Annotated in this window: 22 protein-coding genes; 20 read left to right on the top strand and 2 right to left on the bottom strand. The window is 72.2% G+C overall.

The window, feature by feature from the left end; all coding sequences use genetic code 11:
• Nucleotides 1-62: 62 nt before the first annotated feature.
• Entirely contained in the window at nt 63-1664 is a 1602-nt protein-coding gene (locus tag ACFYY1_RS04610; RefSeq protein ID WP_388580721.1) for an oxidoreductase, read from the bottom strand.
• A 138-nt stretch (nt 1665-1802) separates the two neighbouring features.
• Between ACFYY1_RS04610 and hisD the strand changes: the two genes are divergently transcribed.
• The 10 genes from hisD to ACFYY1_RS04660 all read left to right on the top strand — a co-directional run bounded on the left by hisD (nt 1803) and on the right by ACFYY1_RS04660 (nt 9566).
• Nucleotides 1803-3125 carry a histidinol dehydrogenase gene (hisD, locus tag ACFYY1_RS04615; protein WP_388580724.1) on the top strand — a complete coding sequence of 441 codons (1323 nt, stop codon included), beginning with the start codon at nt 1803-1805 and terminating at the stop codon, nt 3123-3125.
• Nucleotides 3122-4255 (top strand): histidinol-phosphate transaminase, encoded by a 1134-nt coding sequence (locus tag ACFYY1_RS04620; protein WP_388580727.1) that lies wholly within the window; start codon nt 3122-3124, stop codon nt 4253-4255. Before hisD ends, ACFYY1_RS04620 begins: the two co-directional genes overlap by 4 nt.
• On the top strand, nt 4252-4854 hold the full coding sequence (gene hisB / locus ACFYY1_RS04625) for an imidazoleglycerol-phosphate dehydratase HisB (protein ID WP_376318218.1): 603 nt from the start codon (nt 4252-4254) through the stop codon (nt 4852-4854). The genes ACFYY1_RS04620 and hisB overlap by 4 nt, the downstream gene beginning before the upstream one ends.
• Entirely contained in the window at nt 4851-5018 is a 168-nt protein-coding gene (locus ACFYY1_RS04630; protein WP_164493121.1) for a hypothetical protein, read from the top strand. The genes hisB and ACFYY1_RS04630 overlap by 4 nt, the downstream gene beginning before the upstream one ends.
• Before the next feature lie 11 nt (nt 5019-5029).
• Nucleotides 5030-5671 carry an imidazole glycerol phosphate synthase subunit HisH gene (gene hisH, locus ACFYY1_RS04635; protein WP_376632414.1) on the top strand — a complete coding sequence of 214 codons (642 nt, stop codon included), beginning with the start codon at nt 5030-5032 and terminating at the stop codon, nt 5669-5671.
• A complete protein-coding gene (gene priA, locus ACFYY1_RS04640; RefSeq protein ID WP_266736675.1) occupies nt 5671-6396 on the top strand; it encodes a bifunctional 1-(5-phosphoribosyl)-5-((5-phosphoribosylamino)methylideneamino)imidazole-4-carboxamide isomerase/phosphoribosylanthranilate isomerase PriA in 726 nt (241 codons plus the stop codon). Before hisH ends, priA begins: the two co-directional genes overlap by 1 nt.
• Nucleotides 6393-6791, top strand: coding sequence for a RidA family protein (locus ACFYY1_RS04645; protein ID WP_388580733.1), 399 nt, complete (start codon nt 6393-6395; stop codon nt 6789-6791). The genes priA and ACFYY1_RS04645 overlap by 4 nt, the downstream gene beginning before the upstream one ends.
• The gene (gene hisF / locus ACFYY1_RS04650) at nt 6788-7543 is read left to right on the top strand and encodes an imidazole glycerol phosphate synthase subunit HisF (protein WP_266494637.1); all 756 of its coding nucleotides are present in this window, start codon (nt 6788-6790) and stop codon (nt 7541-7543) included. Before ACFYY1_RS04645 ends, hisF begins: the two co-directional genes overlap by 4 nt.
• Nucleotides 7544-7703: 160 nt before the next feature.
• Complete coding sequence (locus ACFYY1_RS04655) at nt 7704-8291, top strand: winged helix-turn-helix domain-containing protein (protein ID WP_388580736.1); 588 nt, start codon at nt 7704-7706, stop codon at nt 8289-8291.
• A gap of 24 nt (nt 8292-8315) precedes the next feature.
• Entirely contained in the window at nt 8316-9566 is a 1251-nt protein-coding gene (locus tag ACFYY1_RS04660; protein ID WP_388580739.1) for an MFS transporter, read from the top strand.
• 18 nt (nt 9567-9584) lie between these two features.
• Here ACFYY1_RS04660 and ACFYY1_RS04665 read toward each other — a convergent pair whose 3' ends face one another.
• The gene (locus ACFYY1_RS04665; protein WP_388580742.1) at nt 9585-10217 is read right to left on the bottom strand and encodes a TIGR03085 family metal-binding protein; all 633 of its coding nucleotides are present in this window, start codon (nt 10215-10217) and stop codon (nt 9585-9587) included.
• 84 nt (nt 10218-10301) lie between these two features.
• On the opposite strand from ACFYY1_RS04665, the gene hisI reads away from it, so the two are divergent.
• The 10 genes from hisI to ACFYY1_RS04715 all read left to right on the top strand — a co-directional run bounded on the left by hisI (nt 10302) and on the right by ACFYY1_RS04715 (nt 18287).
• Nucleotides 10302-10685 carry a phosphoribosyl-AMP cyclohydrolase gene (gene hisI / locus ACFYY1_RS04670; RefSeq protein WP_351257662.1) on the top strand — a complete coding sequence of 128 codons (384 nt, stop codon included), beginning with the start codon at nt 10302-10304 and terminating at the stop codon, nt 10683-10685.
• Nucleotides 10686-10698: 13 nt separating this feature from the next.
• Entirely contained in the window at nt 10699-12192 is a 1494-nt protein-coding gene (locus ACFYY1_RS04675; protein ID WP_388580745.1) for an anthranilate synthase component I, read from the top strand.
• Between the two features lie 14 nt (nt 12193-12206).
• Nucleotides 12207-12866 (top strand): TIGR02234 family membrane protein, encoded by a 660-nt coding sequence (locus ACFYY1_RS04680; protein ID WP_388580748.1) that lies wholly within the window; start codon nt 12207-12209, stop codon nt 12864-12866.
• A gap of 127 nt (nt 12867-12993) precedes the next feature.
• Nucleotides 12994-13242, top strand: a complete 249-nt coding sequence (locus ACFYY1_RS04685; RefSeq protein WP_388580751.1) for an HGxxPAAW family protein — start codon at nt 12994-12996, stop codon at nt 13240-13242.
• 80 nt (nt 13243-13322) lie between these two features.
• Nucleotides 13323-13820: a DUF2752 domain-containing protein gene (locus ACFYY1_RS04690; RefSeq protein WP_388580753.1), complete on the top strand. Its 498-nt coding sequence runs from the start codon at nt 13323-13325 to the stop codon at nt 13818-13820.
• Between the two features lie 124 nt (nt 13821-13944).
• A complete protein-coding gene (trpC, locus tag ACFYY1_RS04695; RefSeq protein WP_388580756.1) occupies nt 13945-14754 on the top strand; it encodes an indole-3-glycerol phosphate synthase TrpC in 810 nt (269 codons plus the stop codon).
• Between the two features lie 8 nt (nt 14755-14762).
• Nucleotides 14763-14978: a tryptophan biosynthesis modulator TrpM gene (gene trpM, locus ACFYY1_RS04700; protein ID WP_388580759.1), complete on the top strand. Its 216-nt coding sequence runs from the start codon at nt 14763-14765 to the stop codon at nt 14976-14978.
• A 137-nt stretch (nt 14979-15115) separates the two neighbouring features.
• On the top strand, nt 15116-16396 hold the full coding sequence (gene trpB, locus ACFYY1_RS04705) for a tryptophan synthase subunit beta (protein WP_388580762.1): 1281 nt from the start codon (nt 15116-15118) through the stop codon (nt 16394-16396).
• A complete protein-coding gene (gene trpA / locus ACFYY1_RS04710) occupies nt 16393-17205 on the top strand; it encodes a tryptophan synthase subunit alpha (RefSeq protein ID WP_388580765.1) in 813 nt (270 codons plus the stop codon). The genes trpB and trpA overlap by 4 nt, the downstream gene beginning before the upstream one ends.
• Nucleotides 17206-17279: 74 nt before the next feature.
• Nucleotides 17280-18287, top strand: a complete 1008-nt coding sequence (locus ACFYY1_RS04715) for a thioredoxin domain-containing protein (protein WP_388580767.1) — start codon at nt 17280-17282, stop codon at nt 18285-18287.
• Nucleotides 18288-18305: the final 18 nt, after the last annotated feature.

Raw genomic sequence — 18305 nt, forward strand, 5'->3', positions numbered from 1 at the left:
CGGCGCGATGGGCCGCCAGCGGCCGTCCGGGCCGTCGTCCGGCCGTCGGTGGCCGGATCCCGTCAGCCCCGCCGCAGTAGCCGCGAGGCGCCCGCCGCCACGGTCGTGGCCAATATCCAGCCCAGCAGTACGAGCACGGCCGCCGCCCACTGCCAGCTGCCCTCCATCCGCCAGTAGCCGTCCTGGCCCAGATTGATCACCGGGATCAGCAGATCCAGCGCGTACAGCGCCGGGTTCCACTGCGGATGCTCGTCCTGCTTGATCGCCGCCGGGACGTGCTGGGCGAAGGCCATCGCCCCCGCCGCCCACAGCAGCGCCATCCACAGCGCGGCCCGCCCCGGCCGGTAGCCGTACGCCACCGTCCAGTCCTGGAGGTAGCCCCAGAGCTTCCCGGCGAGCGGCAGCGTCTCGCGCCGCCGCCGCTGCTTGGCCAGCAGCACCTCCCGGGCGTCCGCGTCCTCCCCGCAGTTGCGCAGCACCGTCGCGAGCCGCTCGTACGGCTCGGGGACGTACTCCGGGGTCGCCGCCGCCACCCACTCCAGGCGCCGGGAGAGCGGGAAGTGCCCGTACGGGACGAGGTTCTCGTACACGAAACCGCCCATCGCCAGCCCTCCGGGCCCCGGCCAGCTGGTCGACACGTCGATCAGCGTGACGACCTTCGCGCCGTTCAGCACGACCCGGCCCTCCTCCGACCGCTCCGCGTTGAACCGCAGCTCCGGGGTGACGATCCGGCGCAGCGACAGCTCCTCGTGCCGGGCCAGCACGAACCGCGCCTTGTGCAGATCGACCGCGTCACCGAACCGCCCGTCGTCCAGGCGCACCCCGCCGCGGCACTCGAAGCCCTGCGCACGGGTGCCGTTCGCCGGGGTCGACGCCATGACGATGCCGTACGGGGGAGTGGTGCCCTGGATCCCGGTGTCGACGCTCACCCACGCCTCGCTCATGTACAGCGTCCGCTCCACGGTCAGCTGAGGGGCGTTCAGCGCGCGCCGCCCCTCCCTGCCGCGCAGCCTGCTGCCGCGCAGGCTCAGCGAACCGCCCACCTTCGCCCCGCGCAGACTCAGCTCGCCGCGCGCCTCGATCAGCTCCGCCTGGAGGTCCTGGGCGACCGCCAGCCCGTCACCGGCCAGCGCCCGCCCGCCCCGGTCCGGGCCGATCTCGATCTGGTTGATCAGCAGATCGGTGCCGATCTGGGCGTCGGTGAGCCGGATCCCGCGCGGGATCCGGCAGCGCGGCAGATGCAGATCGCCCTCGGTGCGCAGCCGGGCCGCCTCCAGCCGCGGCATCGCGCAGCCGACGATCCGCAACGTCGTGAAGTGGCACTCCGGCAGCACCACCTCGTTCTCGAAGCGGCAGCCGGTCATCTCGACGTACGGCGCGACGCGCCCGCCCGCGAGATCGAGCGTGCCGGTGATCCGCACGCCCCGGAGCTTCAGCGCGGCCACCCGTCCCGGCCGCGGCGGCGGCCCGGACAGCAGCAGCCGGGCGACGACGCGCCCGTCCACACTGCGCTCCGGCCCCCAGACACGCGGGGCGAACGGATCGTCGCGCGCGGGATCGCGGGCGCGCAGATCGTAGGTGCTGCCGTTCCGGAAGGCCTGCCACATACCCAGCTCGGCCGCGCTCAGACCGTCCGGAAAATCGCCGTCGTGCGGTTCGGTCACGGGTGCCCCTTCCGCTCGGAGCTGTTCTTCCCTCTGGGTGACGACGTGAACGCTATTGGTCAGCAGTGACGTCCGGGACATGTATCAGCCAGTGATACGGGCGACCGGACGCCGGAGCCGGTCTGCGAGAATTGCGGTGTGATCTCTCGAATCGATCTGCGCGGCGATGCCCTCCCCGAGGGTGGAGCCCTGCGCGACCTGCTGCCCCGTGCCGAGTTCGACGTGGAAGCCGCCCTGGAGACGGTGCGGCCCATCTGCGAGGACGTACGCCATCGTGGCTCCGCGGCAGTGATCGAGTGGGGGGAGAAATTCGACGGCGTACGGCTCGACTCGATCCGGGTCCCGGCCGCGGCGATCGCCGGGGCCGTCGAGCGGCTCGACCCGGCCGTGCGGGCCGCCCTGGAGGAGTCGATCCGCCGCGCCCGCCTCGTCCACCGCGAGCAGCGCCGCACCACGCACACCACCCAGGTCGTCCCCGGCGGCACCGTCACCGAGAAGTGGGTGCCGGTCGAGCGCGTCGGGCTGTACGTGCCGGGCGGCCGCTCCGTCTACCCGTCGTCCGTGGTCATGAACGTCGTACCGGCCCAGGAGGCGGGCGTCGAGGGCATCGCCGTCGCCTCCCCGCCGCAGAAGGACTTCGACGGCCTGCCGCACCCCACGATCCTCGCCGCCTGCGCCCTGCTCGGCATCGACGAGGTGTACGCGGCGGGCGGCGCCCAGGCCATCGCGATGTTCGCGTACGGAACGGCCGAATGTCTTCCGGTGAACCTCGTCACCGGCCCCGGCAACATCTACGTCGCCGCCGCCAAGCGCCTCCTCAAGGGCCGCATCGGCATCGACGCGGAGGCGGGCCCCACCGAGATCGCGATCCTCGCCGACTCCACCGCCGACCCGGTGCACGTCGCCGCCGACCTGATCAGCCAGGCCGAGCACGACCCGATGGCCGCCGCCGTCCTGGTCACCGACTCCGCGGAGCTGGCCGCGGCCACCGAGGCCGAGCTGAAGCCCCAGATCGCCGCGACCAAGCACGTCACCGACCGGATCGAGCCCGCACTCGCCGGCCGCCAGTCCGCGATCGTCCTGGTCGACGACCTGGAGGACGGCCTCAAGGTCGTCGACGCGTACGCCGCCGAGCACCTGGAGATCCAGACCGCCGACGCCGCCGCCCTCGCCGAACGGGTCCGCAACGCCGGCGCGATCTTCGTCGGCCCGTGGTCCCCGGTCTCGCTCGGCGACTACTGCGCCGGCTCCAACCACGTCCTGCCCACCGGCGGCTGCGCCTGCCACTCCTCGGGCCTCTCCGTGCAGTCCTTCCTGCGCGGCATCCACATCGTCGACTACACGCGCGACGCGCTCGCCGAGGTCACCCACCACGTCGTGACCCTCGCCGAGGCGGAGGACCTCCCCGCCCACGGCGCCGCGCTCAAGGCCAGGTTCGGCTGGAAGGTCCCGCAGCAGTGACGAACGGCGACACCCCCCGCAAGACCACCCGCATCGACGACCTCCCGATCCGGGACGAACTGCGCGGCAAGTCCCCCTACGGGGCGCCGCAGCTCGACGTACCCGTGCGGCTGAACACCAACGAGAACCCCTACCCGCTGCCCGAGGCGCTCGTCGACCGGATCGCCGAGCGGGTCCGCGAGGCCGCCCGCGACCTCAACCGCTACCCCGACCGGGACGCCGTCGAGCTCCGTACCGAACTGGCCCGCTACCTCACCCGCACCGCCCGGCACGAGGTCTCCCTCGCCAACGTCTGGGCGGCCAACGGCTCCAACGAGGTGCTCCAGCAGCTCCTCCAGACCTTCGGCGGCCCCGGCCGCACCGCGATCGGCTTCGAGCCCTCGTACTCCATGCACGCCCTCATCGCCCGCGGCACCGGCACCGGCTGGATCTCCGGACCGCGCAACGAGGACTTCACCATCGACGTCGAGGCCGCCCGCGAGGCCATCGCCGAGCACCGCCCCGACGTCGTCTTCATCACCTCGCCCAACAACCCCACCGGCACCGCCGTCGACGCGCAGACCGTGCTCGCGCTGTACGACGCCGCCCAGGCGGCCGGGCCGTCGATGGTCGTGGTCGACGAGGCGTACGGCGAGTTCAGCCACCACGCCTCGCTGCTCCCGCTGATCGAGGGCCGGCCGAACATGGTCCTGTCGCGCACCATGTCGAAGGCGTTCGGCGCCGCCGGGCTGCGCCTGGGCTACCTCGCCGCCGACCCGGCCGTGGTCGACGCGGTCCAGCTGGTGAGGCTGCCGTACCACCTGTCCTCCGTCACCCAGGCCACCGCGCTCGCCGCCCTGGAGCACACCGATACGCTGCTCGGATACGTCGCGCAGCTCAAGGACGAGCGCGACCGGATCGTCACCGAGCTGCGCGCCCTCGGCTACGACGTCACCGACTCGGACGCCAACTTCGTCCAGTTCGGCCGCTTCGCCGACAGCCACACCGCCTGGCAGCGGATCCTCGACCGGGGCGTCCTGGTCCGGGACAACGGCGTACCGGGATGGCTGCGGGTCTCCGCGGGCACCCCGGCAGAGAACGACGCGTTCCTCGATGCGGTACGCGAACTGAAGAAGGAGCACGACGCATGACTCGCGCGGCCCGCGTAGGAAGAGTCGAACGCACCACCAAGGAGACCTCGGTACTCGTCGAGATCAACCTCGACGGCACCGGCAAGGTCGATGTGTCGACCGGGGTCGGTTTCTACGACCACATGCTCGACCAGCTCGGCAGGCACGGCCTCTTCGACCTCACGGTCAAGACCGACGGCGATCTGCACATCGACTCGCACCACACCATCGAGGACACCGCCCTCGCCCTCGGCGCCGCGTTCAAGCAGGCGCTCGGCGACAAGGTCGGCATCTACCGCTTCGGCAACTGCACCGTCCCGCTGGACGAGTCGCTCGCCCAGGTCACCGTCGACCTGTCCGGCCGCCCCTACCTGGTGCACACCGAGCCGGAGAACATGGCGCCGATGATCGGCGCGTACGACACGACGATGACCCGGCACATCCTGGAGTCCTTCGTCGCGCAGGCGCAGATCGCCCTGCACGTCCACGTGCCGTACGGGCGCAACGCCCACCACATCGTCGAGTGCCAGTTCAAGGCGCTCGCCCGCGCCCTGCGCTACGCCAGCGAACACGACCCGCGCGCCGCCGGGATACTCCCCTCCACGAAGGGCGCACTGTGACCGGCCTCAACACCATCCTGATCGTCGTCGGCCTCTTCCTGGCCGGCGGCGTCTACTCCTTCGCGAAGCAGGGCATGCCCAAGGGCGTCATCGTCCTGCTCTCGCTCGCCTCCGTGATGTGCCTGGTGGCAGGCATTCTGCGGATCCAGGGACTCTGGGACTGAGGGAACGAGCTGTGAGCGACAACAAGAAGGTCGTCGTCTTCGACTACGGCTTCGGCAACGTCCGTTCCGCCGAGCGGGCCCTGGCCCACGTCGGCGCGGACGTCGAGATCACCCGCGACTTCGACAGGGCGATGAACGCCGACGGGCTGCTGGTGCCCGGCGTCGGCGCGTTCTCCGCCTGCATGGAGGGCCTGAAGAAGGCCCGCGGCGAATGGATCATCGGCCGCAGGCTCTCCGGCGGCCGCCCCGTCATGGGCATCTGCGTCGGGATGCAGATCCTCTTCGAGCGCGGCATCGAGCACGGCGTGGAGACGGAGGGCCTGGACGAATGGCCCGGCACCGTCGCCCCGCTGAAGGCCCCCGTCGTCCCGCACATGGGCTGGAACACCGTGCGGGCCCCCGAGGACTCCCAGCTCTTCGCCGGTCTCGACGCCGAGGCCCGGTTCTACTTCGTGCACTCCTACGCGGTGCACGACTGGAGCCTGGAGGTCACCAACCCCAAGATCCGCGCCCCCCGGGTCACCTGGGCCACCCACGGCGAGCCGTTCGTCGCCGCCGTGGAGAACGGCGCCCTGTGGGCCACCCAGTTCCACCCCGAGAAGTCCGGCGATGCCGGCGCCCAGCTGCTGACCAACTGGATCGAGACACTCTGATGCCGAAGCTTGAACTGCTCCCCGCCGTCGACGTCCGCGACGGCCAGGCCGTCCGCCTCGTCCATGGCGAGTCCGGCTCCGAGACCTCCTACGGTTCCCCGCTGGAGGCCGCCCTCGCCTGGCAGCGCGCCGGGGCCGAGTGGCTGCACCTGGTCGACCTGGACGCCGCCTTCGGCACCGGGGACAACCGGGCGCTGATCGCCGAGGTGGCCGGCGCCATGGACATCAAGGTCGAGCTCTCCGGCGGCATCCGCGACGACGCCTCGCTCGCCGCCGCCCTCGCCACCGGCTGCCGCCGGGTCAACCTCGGCACCGCCGCCCTGGAGACCCCGGAATGGGTCGCCAAGGTCATCGCCGAGCACGGCGACCAGATCGCCGTCGGCCTCGACGTCCGCGGCACCACGCTGCGCGGCCGCGGCTGGACCCGCGACGGCGGCGACCTCTACGAGACGCTCGCCCGCCTCGACTCCGAGGGCTGCGCCCGCTACGTCGTCACCGACATCGCCAAGGACGGCACGCTCCAGGGCCCCAACCTGGAGCTCCTGAAGAACGTCTGCGCCGCCACCGACAAGCCCGTCGTCGCCTCCGGCGGCGTCTCCTCGCTGGACGACCTGCGGGCCATCGCCTCGCTCGTCCCGGACGGCGTCGAGGGCGCGATCGTCGGCAAGGCGCTGTACGCGAAGGCGTTCACCCTCGAAGAGGCACTGCAGGTGGTCTCCGGATGAGCGACTCCGTCAACCGCGTCTCCTCCGGCGGCCCGTGGGAGGACAAGTTCGGCTACTCCCGCGCGGTGGAACTGCCCAACGGGCTCGTCCTGGTGGCCGGCTGCACCGCGGTGGAGAACGGCCAGATCTCCGCGGGCGGCCCGTACGAGCAGGCCGTCACCTCCTTCCGGATCGCCTTCGACGCGCTGAAGCAGTTCGGCCTGGGCCGCGAGGACGTCGTCCGTACCCGGATGTACATCACGCACGCCCGGGACGTGGACGAGGTGGGCCGCGCCCACAAGGAGCTCTTCGACGACGTGCGCCCCGCCGCCTCGATGATCATCGTGTCCGGTTTCGTGGACCCGAGCCTGGTCGTCGAGGTCGAGGTCGAGGCCTACCGGGCAGGTGCGCGATGAGCCTCGCGGTACGTGTCATCCCCTGCCTGGACGTCGACAACGGCCGGGTCGTCAAGGGCGTCAACTTCCAGAACCTGCGCGACGCGGGCGACCCCGTCGAGATGGCGAAGCTGTACGACGCCGAGGGCGCCGACGAGCTGACCTTCCTGGACATCACCGCCTCCAGCGGCGACCGGGAGACGACCTACGACGTGGTGCGCCGCACCGCCGAGCAGGTCTTCATCCCGCTCACGGTCGGCGGCGGCGTCCGCACCGCCGACGACGTCGACAAGCTGCTGCGCGCCGGGGCGGACAAGGTCGGCGTCAACACCGCCGCCATCGCCCGCCCCGACCTCATCCGGGAGATCGCCGAGCGCTTCGGCCGCCAGGTCCTGGTGCTCTCCGTGGACGCCCGGCGCACCCCCGCCGGCACCTTCGAGGTCACCACGCACGGCGGCCGCAAGGGCACCGGCATCGACGCCGTCGAATGGGCGCACCGCGCCGCCGAGCTGGGCGCGGGCGAGATCCTGCTCAACTCGATGGATGCGGACGGCACCAAGGACGGCTACGACACCGAGATGATCACGGCGGTACGCAAGCACGTGACCGTCCCCGTCATCGCCTCCGGCGGCGCCGGCCGGCTCGCCGACTTCGCGCCCGCCATCGAGGCGGGCGCCGACGCGGTGCTCGCCGCCTCCGTCTTCCACTTCGGCGATCTGCGGATCTCCGAGGTCAAGGACGCGCTCAGGGAGGCCGGACACCCGGTCCGCTGACCCCGCAGCACTCACCGAGCCCGACGCCGGGCGGAGCCGATTCCTCGGCCCCGCCCGGCGTCGGGCTTTTCCACCGCCTCCACTCCACCCCCCCGGATCCCGCAGCTTTTATTGCGCAATAAAGATTGCGCAAGTTTTCTTTTCCATCTACGGTCGGGGCATGGCAAGCAAGGAATCACGCCGGGTCTCGGACCTGGAGACCCTGAAGGCGTTCGGGCACCCCCTGCGGATGCGGCTGTACCGGGCGCTCTACATCGCCCGCAAGGCCACCGCCTCCCAACTGGCCGACCAGGTCGACGAGGCCGTCTCGCTCGTCAGCTACCACCTGCGCAAGCTCGCCGACCACGGCCTGATCGAGGAGGCCGAGCAGCAGGGCGCGGACGCCCGTGAACGCTGGTGGCAGCCCGCCTCGAAGGGGCTGAACTTCCACGAGGAGGACTTCACCGACGCCCCCGAGAAGGCCGCCACGCACGCCGCCGTCGGCCGGCTCTCCTTCGACCAGCACGTCGAGCTGTACCGCCGCTACCTCGACTCGGCCCAGAGCTGGCCGCTCCAGTGGCGCAGCGCCGCCTCCAGCTCCGAGTACCTGGCCCGGCTCACCGCCGAGGAGCTCGCCGGGCTCAGCCGCGAGATGCACGAGCTGATCAACCGGTACGAGGAGCTCGGCCGCGCCCGCGAGGAGGCCGGGGACACGGAAGGCCGCGAGAACGTCGCCGTGCACCTGTACACATTCCCGTTCCGCCCCTGACCCGCCGCCCCGGGAGGCCGACCCATGACCGTCACCGACACGGGAACACCCGCGCGGACCACCGAACGCCCCGCCCACCGCGACGGCAACGTCCTGCGCTGGCTCGGCGCGTACACCGCCTCGATGATCGGCGACAGCGTCTACTACATGGCGCTCTCCTGGGCCGCCGCGCGTTCCGGCAGCCCCAGCCAGACCGGCCTCGTCCTCGCCGTCGGCTCCATACCCCGGGCCGCCCTGATGCTCGGCGGGGGAGTGCTCGCCGACCGGATCGGACCGCGCCGGGTCGTCATCGGCAGCGACGCCGCCCGCTGCCTGGTCGTCCTCGGCCTGGCCGGCGCGCTGCTGCTCACCTCGCCCGCGCTGTGGATGCTGATCGCCGTCGCACTCGTCTTCGGCGTGGTCGACGCCCTCTTCCTGCCCGCCGTCGGCGCACTGCCGCCCCGGATCACCGCGGCCGGCGAGCTGGCCCGGGTCCAGGGGATGCGCGGACTGGCCGGCCGTACCGCCAATGTCGTCGGCGCCCCGCTCGGCGGCGTCGCGGTGGCCCTCGGCGGGCCGACGCTCGCCTTCGCCGCCGCCGGAATCCTCTTCGCCGTGTCGCTGCCGCTGCTGCTGTCGCTGCGGATCAGCCCGCTGCCCGGACAGGAGGGCGCCGAACGCTCCGGCACCGCCTGGCACGACCTGGCCGACGGGCTGCGCCACATCCGCCGCCACCCGCTGCTCGGACCGCTGATGCTGGTCGTCGCCGTCAGCGAACTGGGCTTCGTCGGGCCGCTCAACCTCGGAATGATCATGCTCGCCCGGGAGCGTGACTGGGGCGCCTCCGGCATGGGCTGGGTCATCGCCGCGTTCGGGGTCGGCGCGGGTGCGTCGGCGCTGCTGCTCGCCGTGCGCGGCCGGGTGCCGCGTGCCGGGCTGGTGATGTGCCTGACGGTCCTGCTCGGCGCGGTCGCCATCGGCTCCCTGGCGTACGTGCCCTCGGTGGCCCTCGCCGTCGCCGTGGCCTGCTGCGTCGGGCTCTTCGCCGGCCTCGGCGGCTCCCTGCTGGGCGCCCTGGTCCAGACCGTCACCGAACCCGCCTACCTCGGCCGGGTCACCTCGGTCTCGACCCTGTTCACCCACGCGATAGCCCCGCTCAGCTACCCGGTCACGGGAGCCGCCGTCGCGATGTGGGGGACCGGCCCGGTCTTCGTCGCCAGCGCCGCGGTGTGCGCCCTCGGAGCGGTGACAGGGCTGGCCATCGCCGGGCTGCGCCGCGCGGAACTCCCGGGCTGAGCCCGTCCCCCGTACGCCCTACATCCCCAGCTCCGCCGTGTGCAGCCGGTCCACCGCCTCCTTGTCGCCCTCCAGGCCCACCACCGCAGCGTCCTGCCGCCCGAACGCGAAGAGCAGCAGCTCGCCCGGCTCACCGGTCACCGTCACCACCGGGGTCCCCTTGTGCGCCACCACCGTCCGGCCGTCCGGACGGCGCAGCACCAGACCCACCGGGGACCTGCGCCCCAGGATCCGGGCCGTCCGCTCGGCGCGCGCCCACAGCACATCGGCGAACACCGGGTCCAGCTCCCGCCGCGACCAGTCGGGCTGGGCCCGGCGGACGTCCTCCGCGTGGATGTAGAACTCGACGGTGTTGGCGGCCTCGTCGACCTGCTTCACGGCGTACGGGGAGAATCTCGGCGGCCCCGTACGGATCAGCTGGATCAGCTCCTCGTACGGCTTCGCGGCGAACTCGGCCTGCACCCGTTCGAGCCGGTTCCTCAACGCGCCCAGCAGGATCCCGCCCGCCGCGTCCGGCCGGCGCTCCCGGACCACCACATGGGCGGCCAGGTCCCGGGTCGTCCAGCCGTGGCACAGGGTCGGGGCCTCCGGTCCCGCCGCCTCCAACAGGTCGGCGAGCAGAAGTCGTTCACGCTTCGCATGGGTCGACATGGTCGCCAGCGTACGACCGACGCACCCGGTCCGCCCAGTGGACGCCGCACCGGAACGCCGCCGAGGCCACGGCACAATGGGCGCATGACCAGCGCGCCCACGCCCAGCACCCCGCCGCCGTCCAGCAACCTCGACCCGGCCATCGCGGCCCGGCTCAAGCGGGGTGCCGACGGACTCGTCCCGGCCATCGCCCAGCAGTACGACACCGGCGAGGTGCTGATGCTCGGCTGGATGGACGACGAGGCCCTGCACCGCACCCTCACCACCGGCCGCTGCACCTACTGGTCCCGCAGCCGCCAGGAGTACTGGGTCAAGGGCGACACCTCGGGCCACATCCAGCGGGTGAAGTCCGTCGCCCTGGACTGCGACGCCGACACCGTCCTCGTCAAGGTCGACCAGACGGGTGCCGCCTGCCACACCGGCGACCGCACCTGCTTCGACGCCGACGTCCTCCCGCTCGCGCAGTAAAGGGCCAGCCGCCATGGATCTCGACACCTTCCGCAAACTCGCCGTCGACCGGCGCGTCATCCCCGTCAGCCGCAGGCTCCTCGCGGACGGCGACACCCCGGTCGGGCTCTACCGCAAACTCGCGGGCGAGCGCACCGGCACCTTCCTCCTGGAGTCCGCGGAGAACGGCCGCACCTGGTCGCGCTACTCCTTCATCGGGGTACGCAGCGCCGCCACCCTCACCGCACGCGACGGACAGGCCCACTGGCTGGGCGTCCCGCCTGTCGGCGTCCCCGTCGACGGCGACCCGCTCCAGGCCCTGCGCGCCACCATCGAGACCCTGCACACCCCGCACGACGTGGTCGTCGACGACGCACTGCCCCCGTTCACCGGCGGCATGGTCGGCTACCTCGGCTACGACATCGTGCGCCGCCTGGAGAAGATCGGCGACAGCACCGAGGACGACCTGCACGTCCCCGAACTGACGATGCTGCTCACCTCCGACCTGGCGGTGCTCGACCACTGGGACGGCAGCGTCCTGCTGATCGCCAACGCGATCAACCACAACGACCTGACGACCGGCGTCGACGAGGCGTACGCGGACGCCGTCGCACGCCTGGACGCCATGGAACGGGACCTCTCCCGCCCCGTCGAGAACATCCCGGCCGCCCTCCCGCCGTCCGAGCTGCCCGAGTACACCGCACTGTGGGGCGGCGCGGCGTACCAGGACGCCGTCGAGGACGTGAAGGAACGCATCAGGGCCGGCGAGGCCTTCCAGGTCGTCCCCTCCCAGCGCTTCGAAACCCCGTGCACGGCAAGCGCGTTGGACGTCTACCGGGTGCTGCGCGCCACCAACCCGTCGCCGTACATGTACCTCTTCCGGTTCGACGGCTTCGACGTCGCCGGATCCAGCCCGGAGGCCCTGGTCAAGGTCGAGGACGGCCACGCGATGGTCCACCCGATCGCCGGCACCAGGCACCGCGGCGCCACCCCGCAGGAGGACCAGGCGCTCGCCGAGGAGCTCCTCGCCGACCCGAAGGAACGCGCCGAGCACCTGATGCTGGTCGACCTCGGCCGCAACGACCTGGGGCGGGTCTGCGCACCCGGCACCGTCGAGGTCGTCGACTTCATGTCGATCGAGCGGTACTCGCACGTGATGCACATCGTCTCCACCGTCACCGGCCGGGTCGCCGAGGGCCGCACCGCCTTCGACGTCCTCACCGCCTGCTTCCCCGCCGGCACCCTCTCCGGCGCCCCCAAGCCCCGCGCGATGCAGATCATCGAGGAGCTCGAACCGACCCGCCGCGGACTGTACGGAGGCTGCGTCGGCTACCTCGACTTCGCCGGGGACTCCGACACCGCCATCGCCATCCGCACCGCCCTGCTCCGCGACGGCACCGCGTACGTCCAGGCCGGAGCGGGCGTCGTCGCCGACTCCGACCCGGTCGCCGAGGACACCGAATGCCGCAACAAGGCCGCGGCGGTGCTCCGCGCGGTGCATACGGCCAACCGGCTCCGCACCCGCTGAGGCGGTAGGGGATAGTGGGGTATGTGAGTGCTGTCCCCGTACCCCAGCCCCGTGCCCGAGCCGTCACCGCGTCCGGCGGCGCGGGAAGCCGCCGCAGCCTGGCCGTCGGCCTGCTCCTCGGGGCGGTGGGCGCCGCCGTCGTCCTGCTCGCCTCCGGCCAGACCTGGGCCGAGGGCGAGGCGTCCGTCGGCGGCGGCGCGCTGCCCCTGACCGCCGACGGCCAGGACGTCACCGGGCTCCCGGCGGCCCTCGCCATCGTCGGTCTGGCCGCCCTCGTCGCCGTCTTCGCGGTCCGCGGGGCCGGCCGGCTGCTCGTCGCCGGGCTCCTCGCCCTCAGCGGCCTCGGCGCCGGACTGAGCGCCTGCCTCGGCGCCGCGGACAGCGCGGCGCTCGACGAGAAGGCGGCGCAGACGACCGGCGACACCTCGGCGACCATCGACGCGCTCACCCACACCGCGTGGCCCTACGTCACCGCCGCCGGCGGCCTGCTGATCCTGCTCGCCGGGCTGCTCGCCCTGCGCTACGGGAAGCGCTGGCCCACCATGTCGGGACGGTACGAACGGGACGGCACCCCCCGCCCCCGCAAGGCCCCCCGCGCCGCCCCCGACCCGGACCGGCCCGAGGACCTCTGGAAGGCCCTGGACCGCGGCGAGGACCCGACGCGCGAGACGTGACCCCCAACTCACGTCCTACCCGCACGTACGGGACAATGAAGTCGAGCTTTCAGCACGGCGGCACCAACAGCGCCACCAGCTTTGCGTACAGCGATACCCACAGCGCATCACCAACAAGGAGCAACTCATGGCGGGCAGCAGCCACGGACACACCCCGGCCGCCTGGACCGGTGTCATCATCTCCTTCATCGGCTTCTGCGTCGCAGGCGTCTTCATGGTCGCGGCCAACCCCCTCGGCTTCTGGGCCGGAATCGTCGTCGTCTTCGTCGGCGGCATCGTCGGCCTCGCGATGAAGGCAGCGGGCCTGGGCATGCCGAAGGAGTCCGCGGAGATGGCCCAGGCACGGGCCCGCGCCGCTGAGGCCCAGCTCTCCTGACACCACGCGGCACCCGTACGCGTACAAGGCGCAGCCCGGCCCGGGCTGCGCCTTTCCGCGTCAACGGGGACAATCACCGGGTGGACGCATCGCCTACCCCCGCCGCAGTGCCGGCCCCGGCCTCCGGGCCCGCTCCCGGCCACCCGTACCCGCCGGTCTTCCCCCCGGCCCCCGTACCCGCCTCGCGCGTGCGGCGGCTGGCCGTGCCGGCGGGCGTGCTGGCCGTCGTCGTCGGGGCGTTCGGCTACGTCGGTGCCGTCGACCCCAACCAGCCCGGCCACTACCCGGTCTGCCCGCTGCTCCGCTTCACCGGGCTCTACTGTCCGGGCTGCGGCGGGCTGCGCAGCGCCCACGCCGTCGCGCACGGCGACATCGCCGCCGCTCTCGGCTCCAACGCCCTCGCGGTGGCGGGCTACGCGCTCTTCGCCGTCCTCTGGGCCCTCTGGGCGGTCCGCGCCTGGCGGGGCAGGCCCATGAGCATCGCGGCCAAGCCCGTCGTCTGGTGGGGGATCGGGGCCGTGCTGCTGGCCTTCTCGGTGGTACGCAACCTGCCGTTCGGTTCGGCCCTGGCGCCCTGAGTGCCCAGGTAGTGGGACATCCGCCGGCCGGATTCGGGCCGAAAGCCCACCTGCGGATAGCATTGATATGGCTGATCCTGATCTGCTGTTTACCTCATCACCGTCCCGGAAGGGGGCCGCTCGCGTGAGTGTGCTCGACGAGATCATCGACGGCGTACGCGCCGACCTCGCGGAGCGGCAGGCGCGTGTCAGCCTCGACGAGCTGAAGGAACGCGCCGCGCGCGCTCCGGGGGCCAAGGACGGAGTCGCCGCCCTGCGCGGCGAGGGCGTCACCGTCATCTGCGAGGTCAAGCGCTCCAGCCCCTCCAAGGGGGCCCTGGCCGCGATCGCCGACCCGGCCGCGCTCGCCGCGGACTACGAGGCGGGCGGCGCGTCCGTCATCTCGGTCCTCACCGAGGAGCGCCGCTTCGGCGGTTCGCTCGCCGACCTGGAGGCCGTCCGCGCCAAGGTCGACATCCCGGTCCTGCGCAAGGACTTCATCGTCACCTCCTACCAGCTCTGGGAGGCCCGCGCCTACGGTGCCGACCTCGCCCTGCTGATCGTCGCGGCCCTCGACCAGGAGGCCCTCGTCTCCCTCATCGAGCGCGCCGAGTCCATCGGCCTGACGCCGCTGGTCGAGGTGCACGACGAGGAGGAGGCGGAGCGTGCCGTGGACGCCGGGGCGAAGATCATCGGTGTCAACGCGCGCAACCTGAAGGACCTCAAGGTCGACCGCTCCACCTTCGAGCGCGTCGCCCCCGAGATCCCGGACCACATCGTCAAGGTCGCCGAGTCCGGCGTCCGGGGCCCGCACGACCTGATCGCGTATGCCAACGCGGGCGCCGACGCGGTGCTCGTGGGCGAGTCGCTGGTCACCGGCCGCGACCCGCGGGCCGCCGTCGCCGACCTGGTCGCCGCCGGCGCCCACCCGGCCCTCCGGCACGGACGGAGCTGACCCGACCCGTGTCCGCCGAACGTCCCGCGTCCCGTCGCCGGAGGGGCCTGCGCCCCACCGGAGCCACGGCCCGGGTCCCGCACACGCGCCTGACGCGCGGCTGCCGCCCCCGCGGCTGCCGCGCCCCCGCGCGCCGGGTGCACGGCCGGCGGGTGCGGTACGTCATCGGCGACGAGCCCGGCCAGGTCAACGGCATGCGATGGCGCACGGGGACCGCGCTGTAGCGAGCCCCGGCCGACGTACCCGCACCACTCCCGTCGTACGTACGACCGCACCGCCCGACCGATCGACGGTCGCGGTGGCGCTCCGCTCACGGCGCATACGGTGAATCCACCCATTGCGATGTCGAGGAGCACGTCGGATGTCATCTGACTTCTTCATTCCGGACCCGGAGGGTCTGATCCCCAGCGCCGAGGGGTACTTCGGTGCGTTCGGCGGCAAGTTCATCCCGGAGGCGCTCGTCGCCGCCGTGGACGAGGTCGCCGTCGAGTACGACAAGGCCAAGCACGACCCGGCCTTCGCCGCCGAGCTCAACGAGCTCATGGTCAACTACACCGGCCGGCCCAGCGCGCTGACCGAGGTCCCGCGCTTCGCCGAGCACGCGGGCGGCGCCCGGGTCTTCCTCAAGCGCGAGGACCTCAACCACACCGGCTCGCACAAGATCAACAACGTGCTGGGCCAGGCGCTGCTCACCCGGCGCATGGGCAAGACCCGGGTCATCGCCGAGACCGGCGCCGGCCAGCACGGCGTCGCCACCGCGACCGCCTGCGCGCTCTTCGGCCTCGAATGCACCATCTACATGGGCGAGATCGACACCGAGCGGCAGGCGCTGAACGTGGCGCGGATGCGGATGCTCGGCGCCGAGGTCATCGCCGTGAAGTCCGGCTCCAGGACCCTGAAGGACGCCATCAACGAGGCGTTCCGCGACTGGGTCGCCAATGTGGACCGCACGCACTACCTCTTCGGCACCGTCGCCGGGCCGCACCCCTTCCCGGCCATGGTCCGCGACTTCCACCGGGTCATCGGCGTCGAGGCCCGCCGCCAGATCCTGGAGCGCACCGGCCGGCTGCCGGACGCCGCCATCGCCTGCGTCGGCGGCGGTTCCAACGCCATCGGGCTCTTCCACGCCTTCATCCCGGACGCGCACGTCCGGCTCATCGGCTGCGAGCCCGCCGGACACGGTGTGGAGACCGGCGAGCACGCGGCGACCCTGACCGCGGGCGAGCCCGGCATCCTGCACGGCTCGCGCAGCTACGTCCTCCAGGACGACGAGGGCCAGATCACCGAGCCGTACTCCATCTCGGCCGGTCTGGACTACCCGGGCATCGGCCCGGAGCACTCGTACCTCAAGGACATCGGCCGCGGCGAGTACCGTGCGGTCACCGACGACGCGGCCATGCAGTCGCTGCGCCTGCTCTCCCGCACCGAAGGGATCATCCCGGCCATCGAGAGCGCCCACGCGCTGGCCGGAGCCCTGGAGGTCGGCAAGGAGCTCGGCAAGGACGGGCTGATCGTGGTCAACCTGTCCGGCCGCGGCGACAAGGACATGGACACGGCAGCCCGCTACTTCGGGCTGTACGACGGAGCCGACGGTGTCGTCGAGGCCGATGTGGCCGACGGGGAAGAGGAGGTCACCAAGTGAGCGGCAACGTGGAGCTGCTGAGTTCCGCCCTCGCGCAGGCCGAGGCGGAGAACCGGGCCGCCCTCATCGCGTACCTCCCGGCCGGGTTCCCGACCGTCGACGGCGGGATCGAGGCCGTGAAGGCGGTCGTGGCGGGCGGCGCCGACATCGTCGAGGTGGGGCTGCCGCACAGCGACCCGGTGCTCGACGGGCCGGTCATCCAGACCGCCGACGACATCGCGCTGCGCGGCGGGGTGAAGATCGCCGACGTGATGCGCACCGTCCGCGAGGCGCACGAGGCGACCGGCGTCCCGATCCTCGTCATGACGTACTGGAACCCGATCGACCGGTACGGCGTCGAGCGCTTCACCGCCGAGCTCGCCGAGGCGGGCGGCGCCGGGTGCATCCTGCCCGACCTGCCGGTCCAGGAGTCCGAGCTGTGGCGCGAGCACGCCGACAAGCACGGTCTGGCGACCGTCTTCGTCGTCGCGCCGAGCAGCAAGGACGAGCGCCTCGCCACCATCACCGCGGCCGGCTCCGGCTTCGTCTACGCCGCCTCGCTGATGGGCGTGACCGGCACCCGCGCCTCGGTCGGCGAGCAGGCCCACGACCTGGTCCTGCGCACCCGCGCCACCACTCGGCTGCCGGTCTGCGTCGGCCTGGGCGTCTCCAACGCCGAGCAGGCCGCCGAGGTCGCGGGCTTCGCCGACGGGGTGATCGTCGGCTCCGCCTTCGTCAAGGCCATTCTGGACGCCCCCGACGAGGCGGCCGGCCTGGCCGCCGTCCGCTCCCTGGCGGGCGAACTCGCCGAAGGCGTTCGAAAGCGGTGAATCGGGTGTAACCCGAACGGGTGGACCTGGACCGGGGAGGCACGCACGTGCCTCCCCGGTTCGTTGCTGCGGGTGTGAGCGAGAAGAACGAACAGGGAAAAAGGGCCGCGCGAGACCGGCTCGTACAGCAGCGTGAGCGCCAGCGGGCGAGCGAGCGCCGCAGGCGCACGCTGATCGTCACCAGCGCGGTGGTGGGCGTCCTGGCGCTGGCCGCCGTCGTCGGCGTGATCGCCGCGAATTCGGGTGGCAAGAGCGGCAAGGGCGAGGCGTCGGGCCCCGCGGTCGCACCGTCCGGCGCGACCGGGAAGGACAGTCTGGCCATCCAGGTCGGCGCGGACGGAGCCCCGTCCACGCTCACCATCTGGGAGGATTTCCGCTGCCCGGTCTGCGCCCAGTTCGAGAACGCCTTCCGCGACACGATCCACCAGCTGGAGAACAGCGGACAGATCAAGGTCGAGTACCACCTCGCCACGATCATCGACGGCAATCTCGGCGGCACCGGCTCGCTGCGGGCGGCCAACGCGGCGGCCTGCGCACAGGACGTGGGCAAGTTCCCCGCCTACCACGACGTGCTCTACCGCAACCAGCCGCAGGAGACCGTCGACGGCTTCGGCGACAACGACAAGCTGATCGAGCTGTCGGGCAAGGTCCCCGGGCTCGACACCTCCGATTTCCGCAGCTGTGTGAACGACGGCACGCACGACAGCTGGGTCAAGAAGTCCAACACGGCGTTCCAGAACGGCGGATTCGAGGGCACACCGACCGTGCTGCTCAACGGGGAATCGATCTTCCCGAGGAAGGGGAACGAGCCGATCACCGTGGCGAACCTGAAGAAGTGGGTGGCCGAGGCCAACAAGAGCAAGAAACCGGCCGGCGCCACCCCTGCTCCCTCGGGGCCGGCGGGCGCCGAGCCCGTTCCCTCGGGGACTGGCAAGGCCACCCCCGTTCCCTCGGGGACTGCCAAGGCCACCTCCGTTCCCTCGGGGACGGCCGACGCCACCCCCGCTCCCTCGGGGACTGGCAAGGCCACCTCCGTTCCCTCGGGGACGGCCGACGCCACCCCCGCTCCCTCGGGTTCCTGACCGGCCTCCGGGCGGGGT

The sequence above is a fragment of the Streptomyces sp. NPDC001890 genome (assembly GCF_042891445.1).
GTDB lineage: Bacteria > Actinomycetota > Actinomycetes > Streptomycetales > Streptomycetaceae > Streptomyces.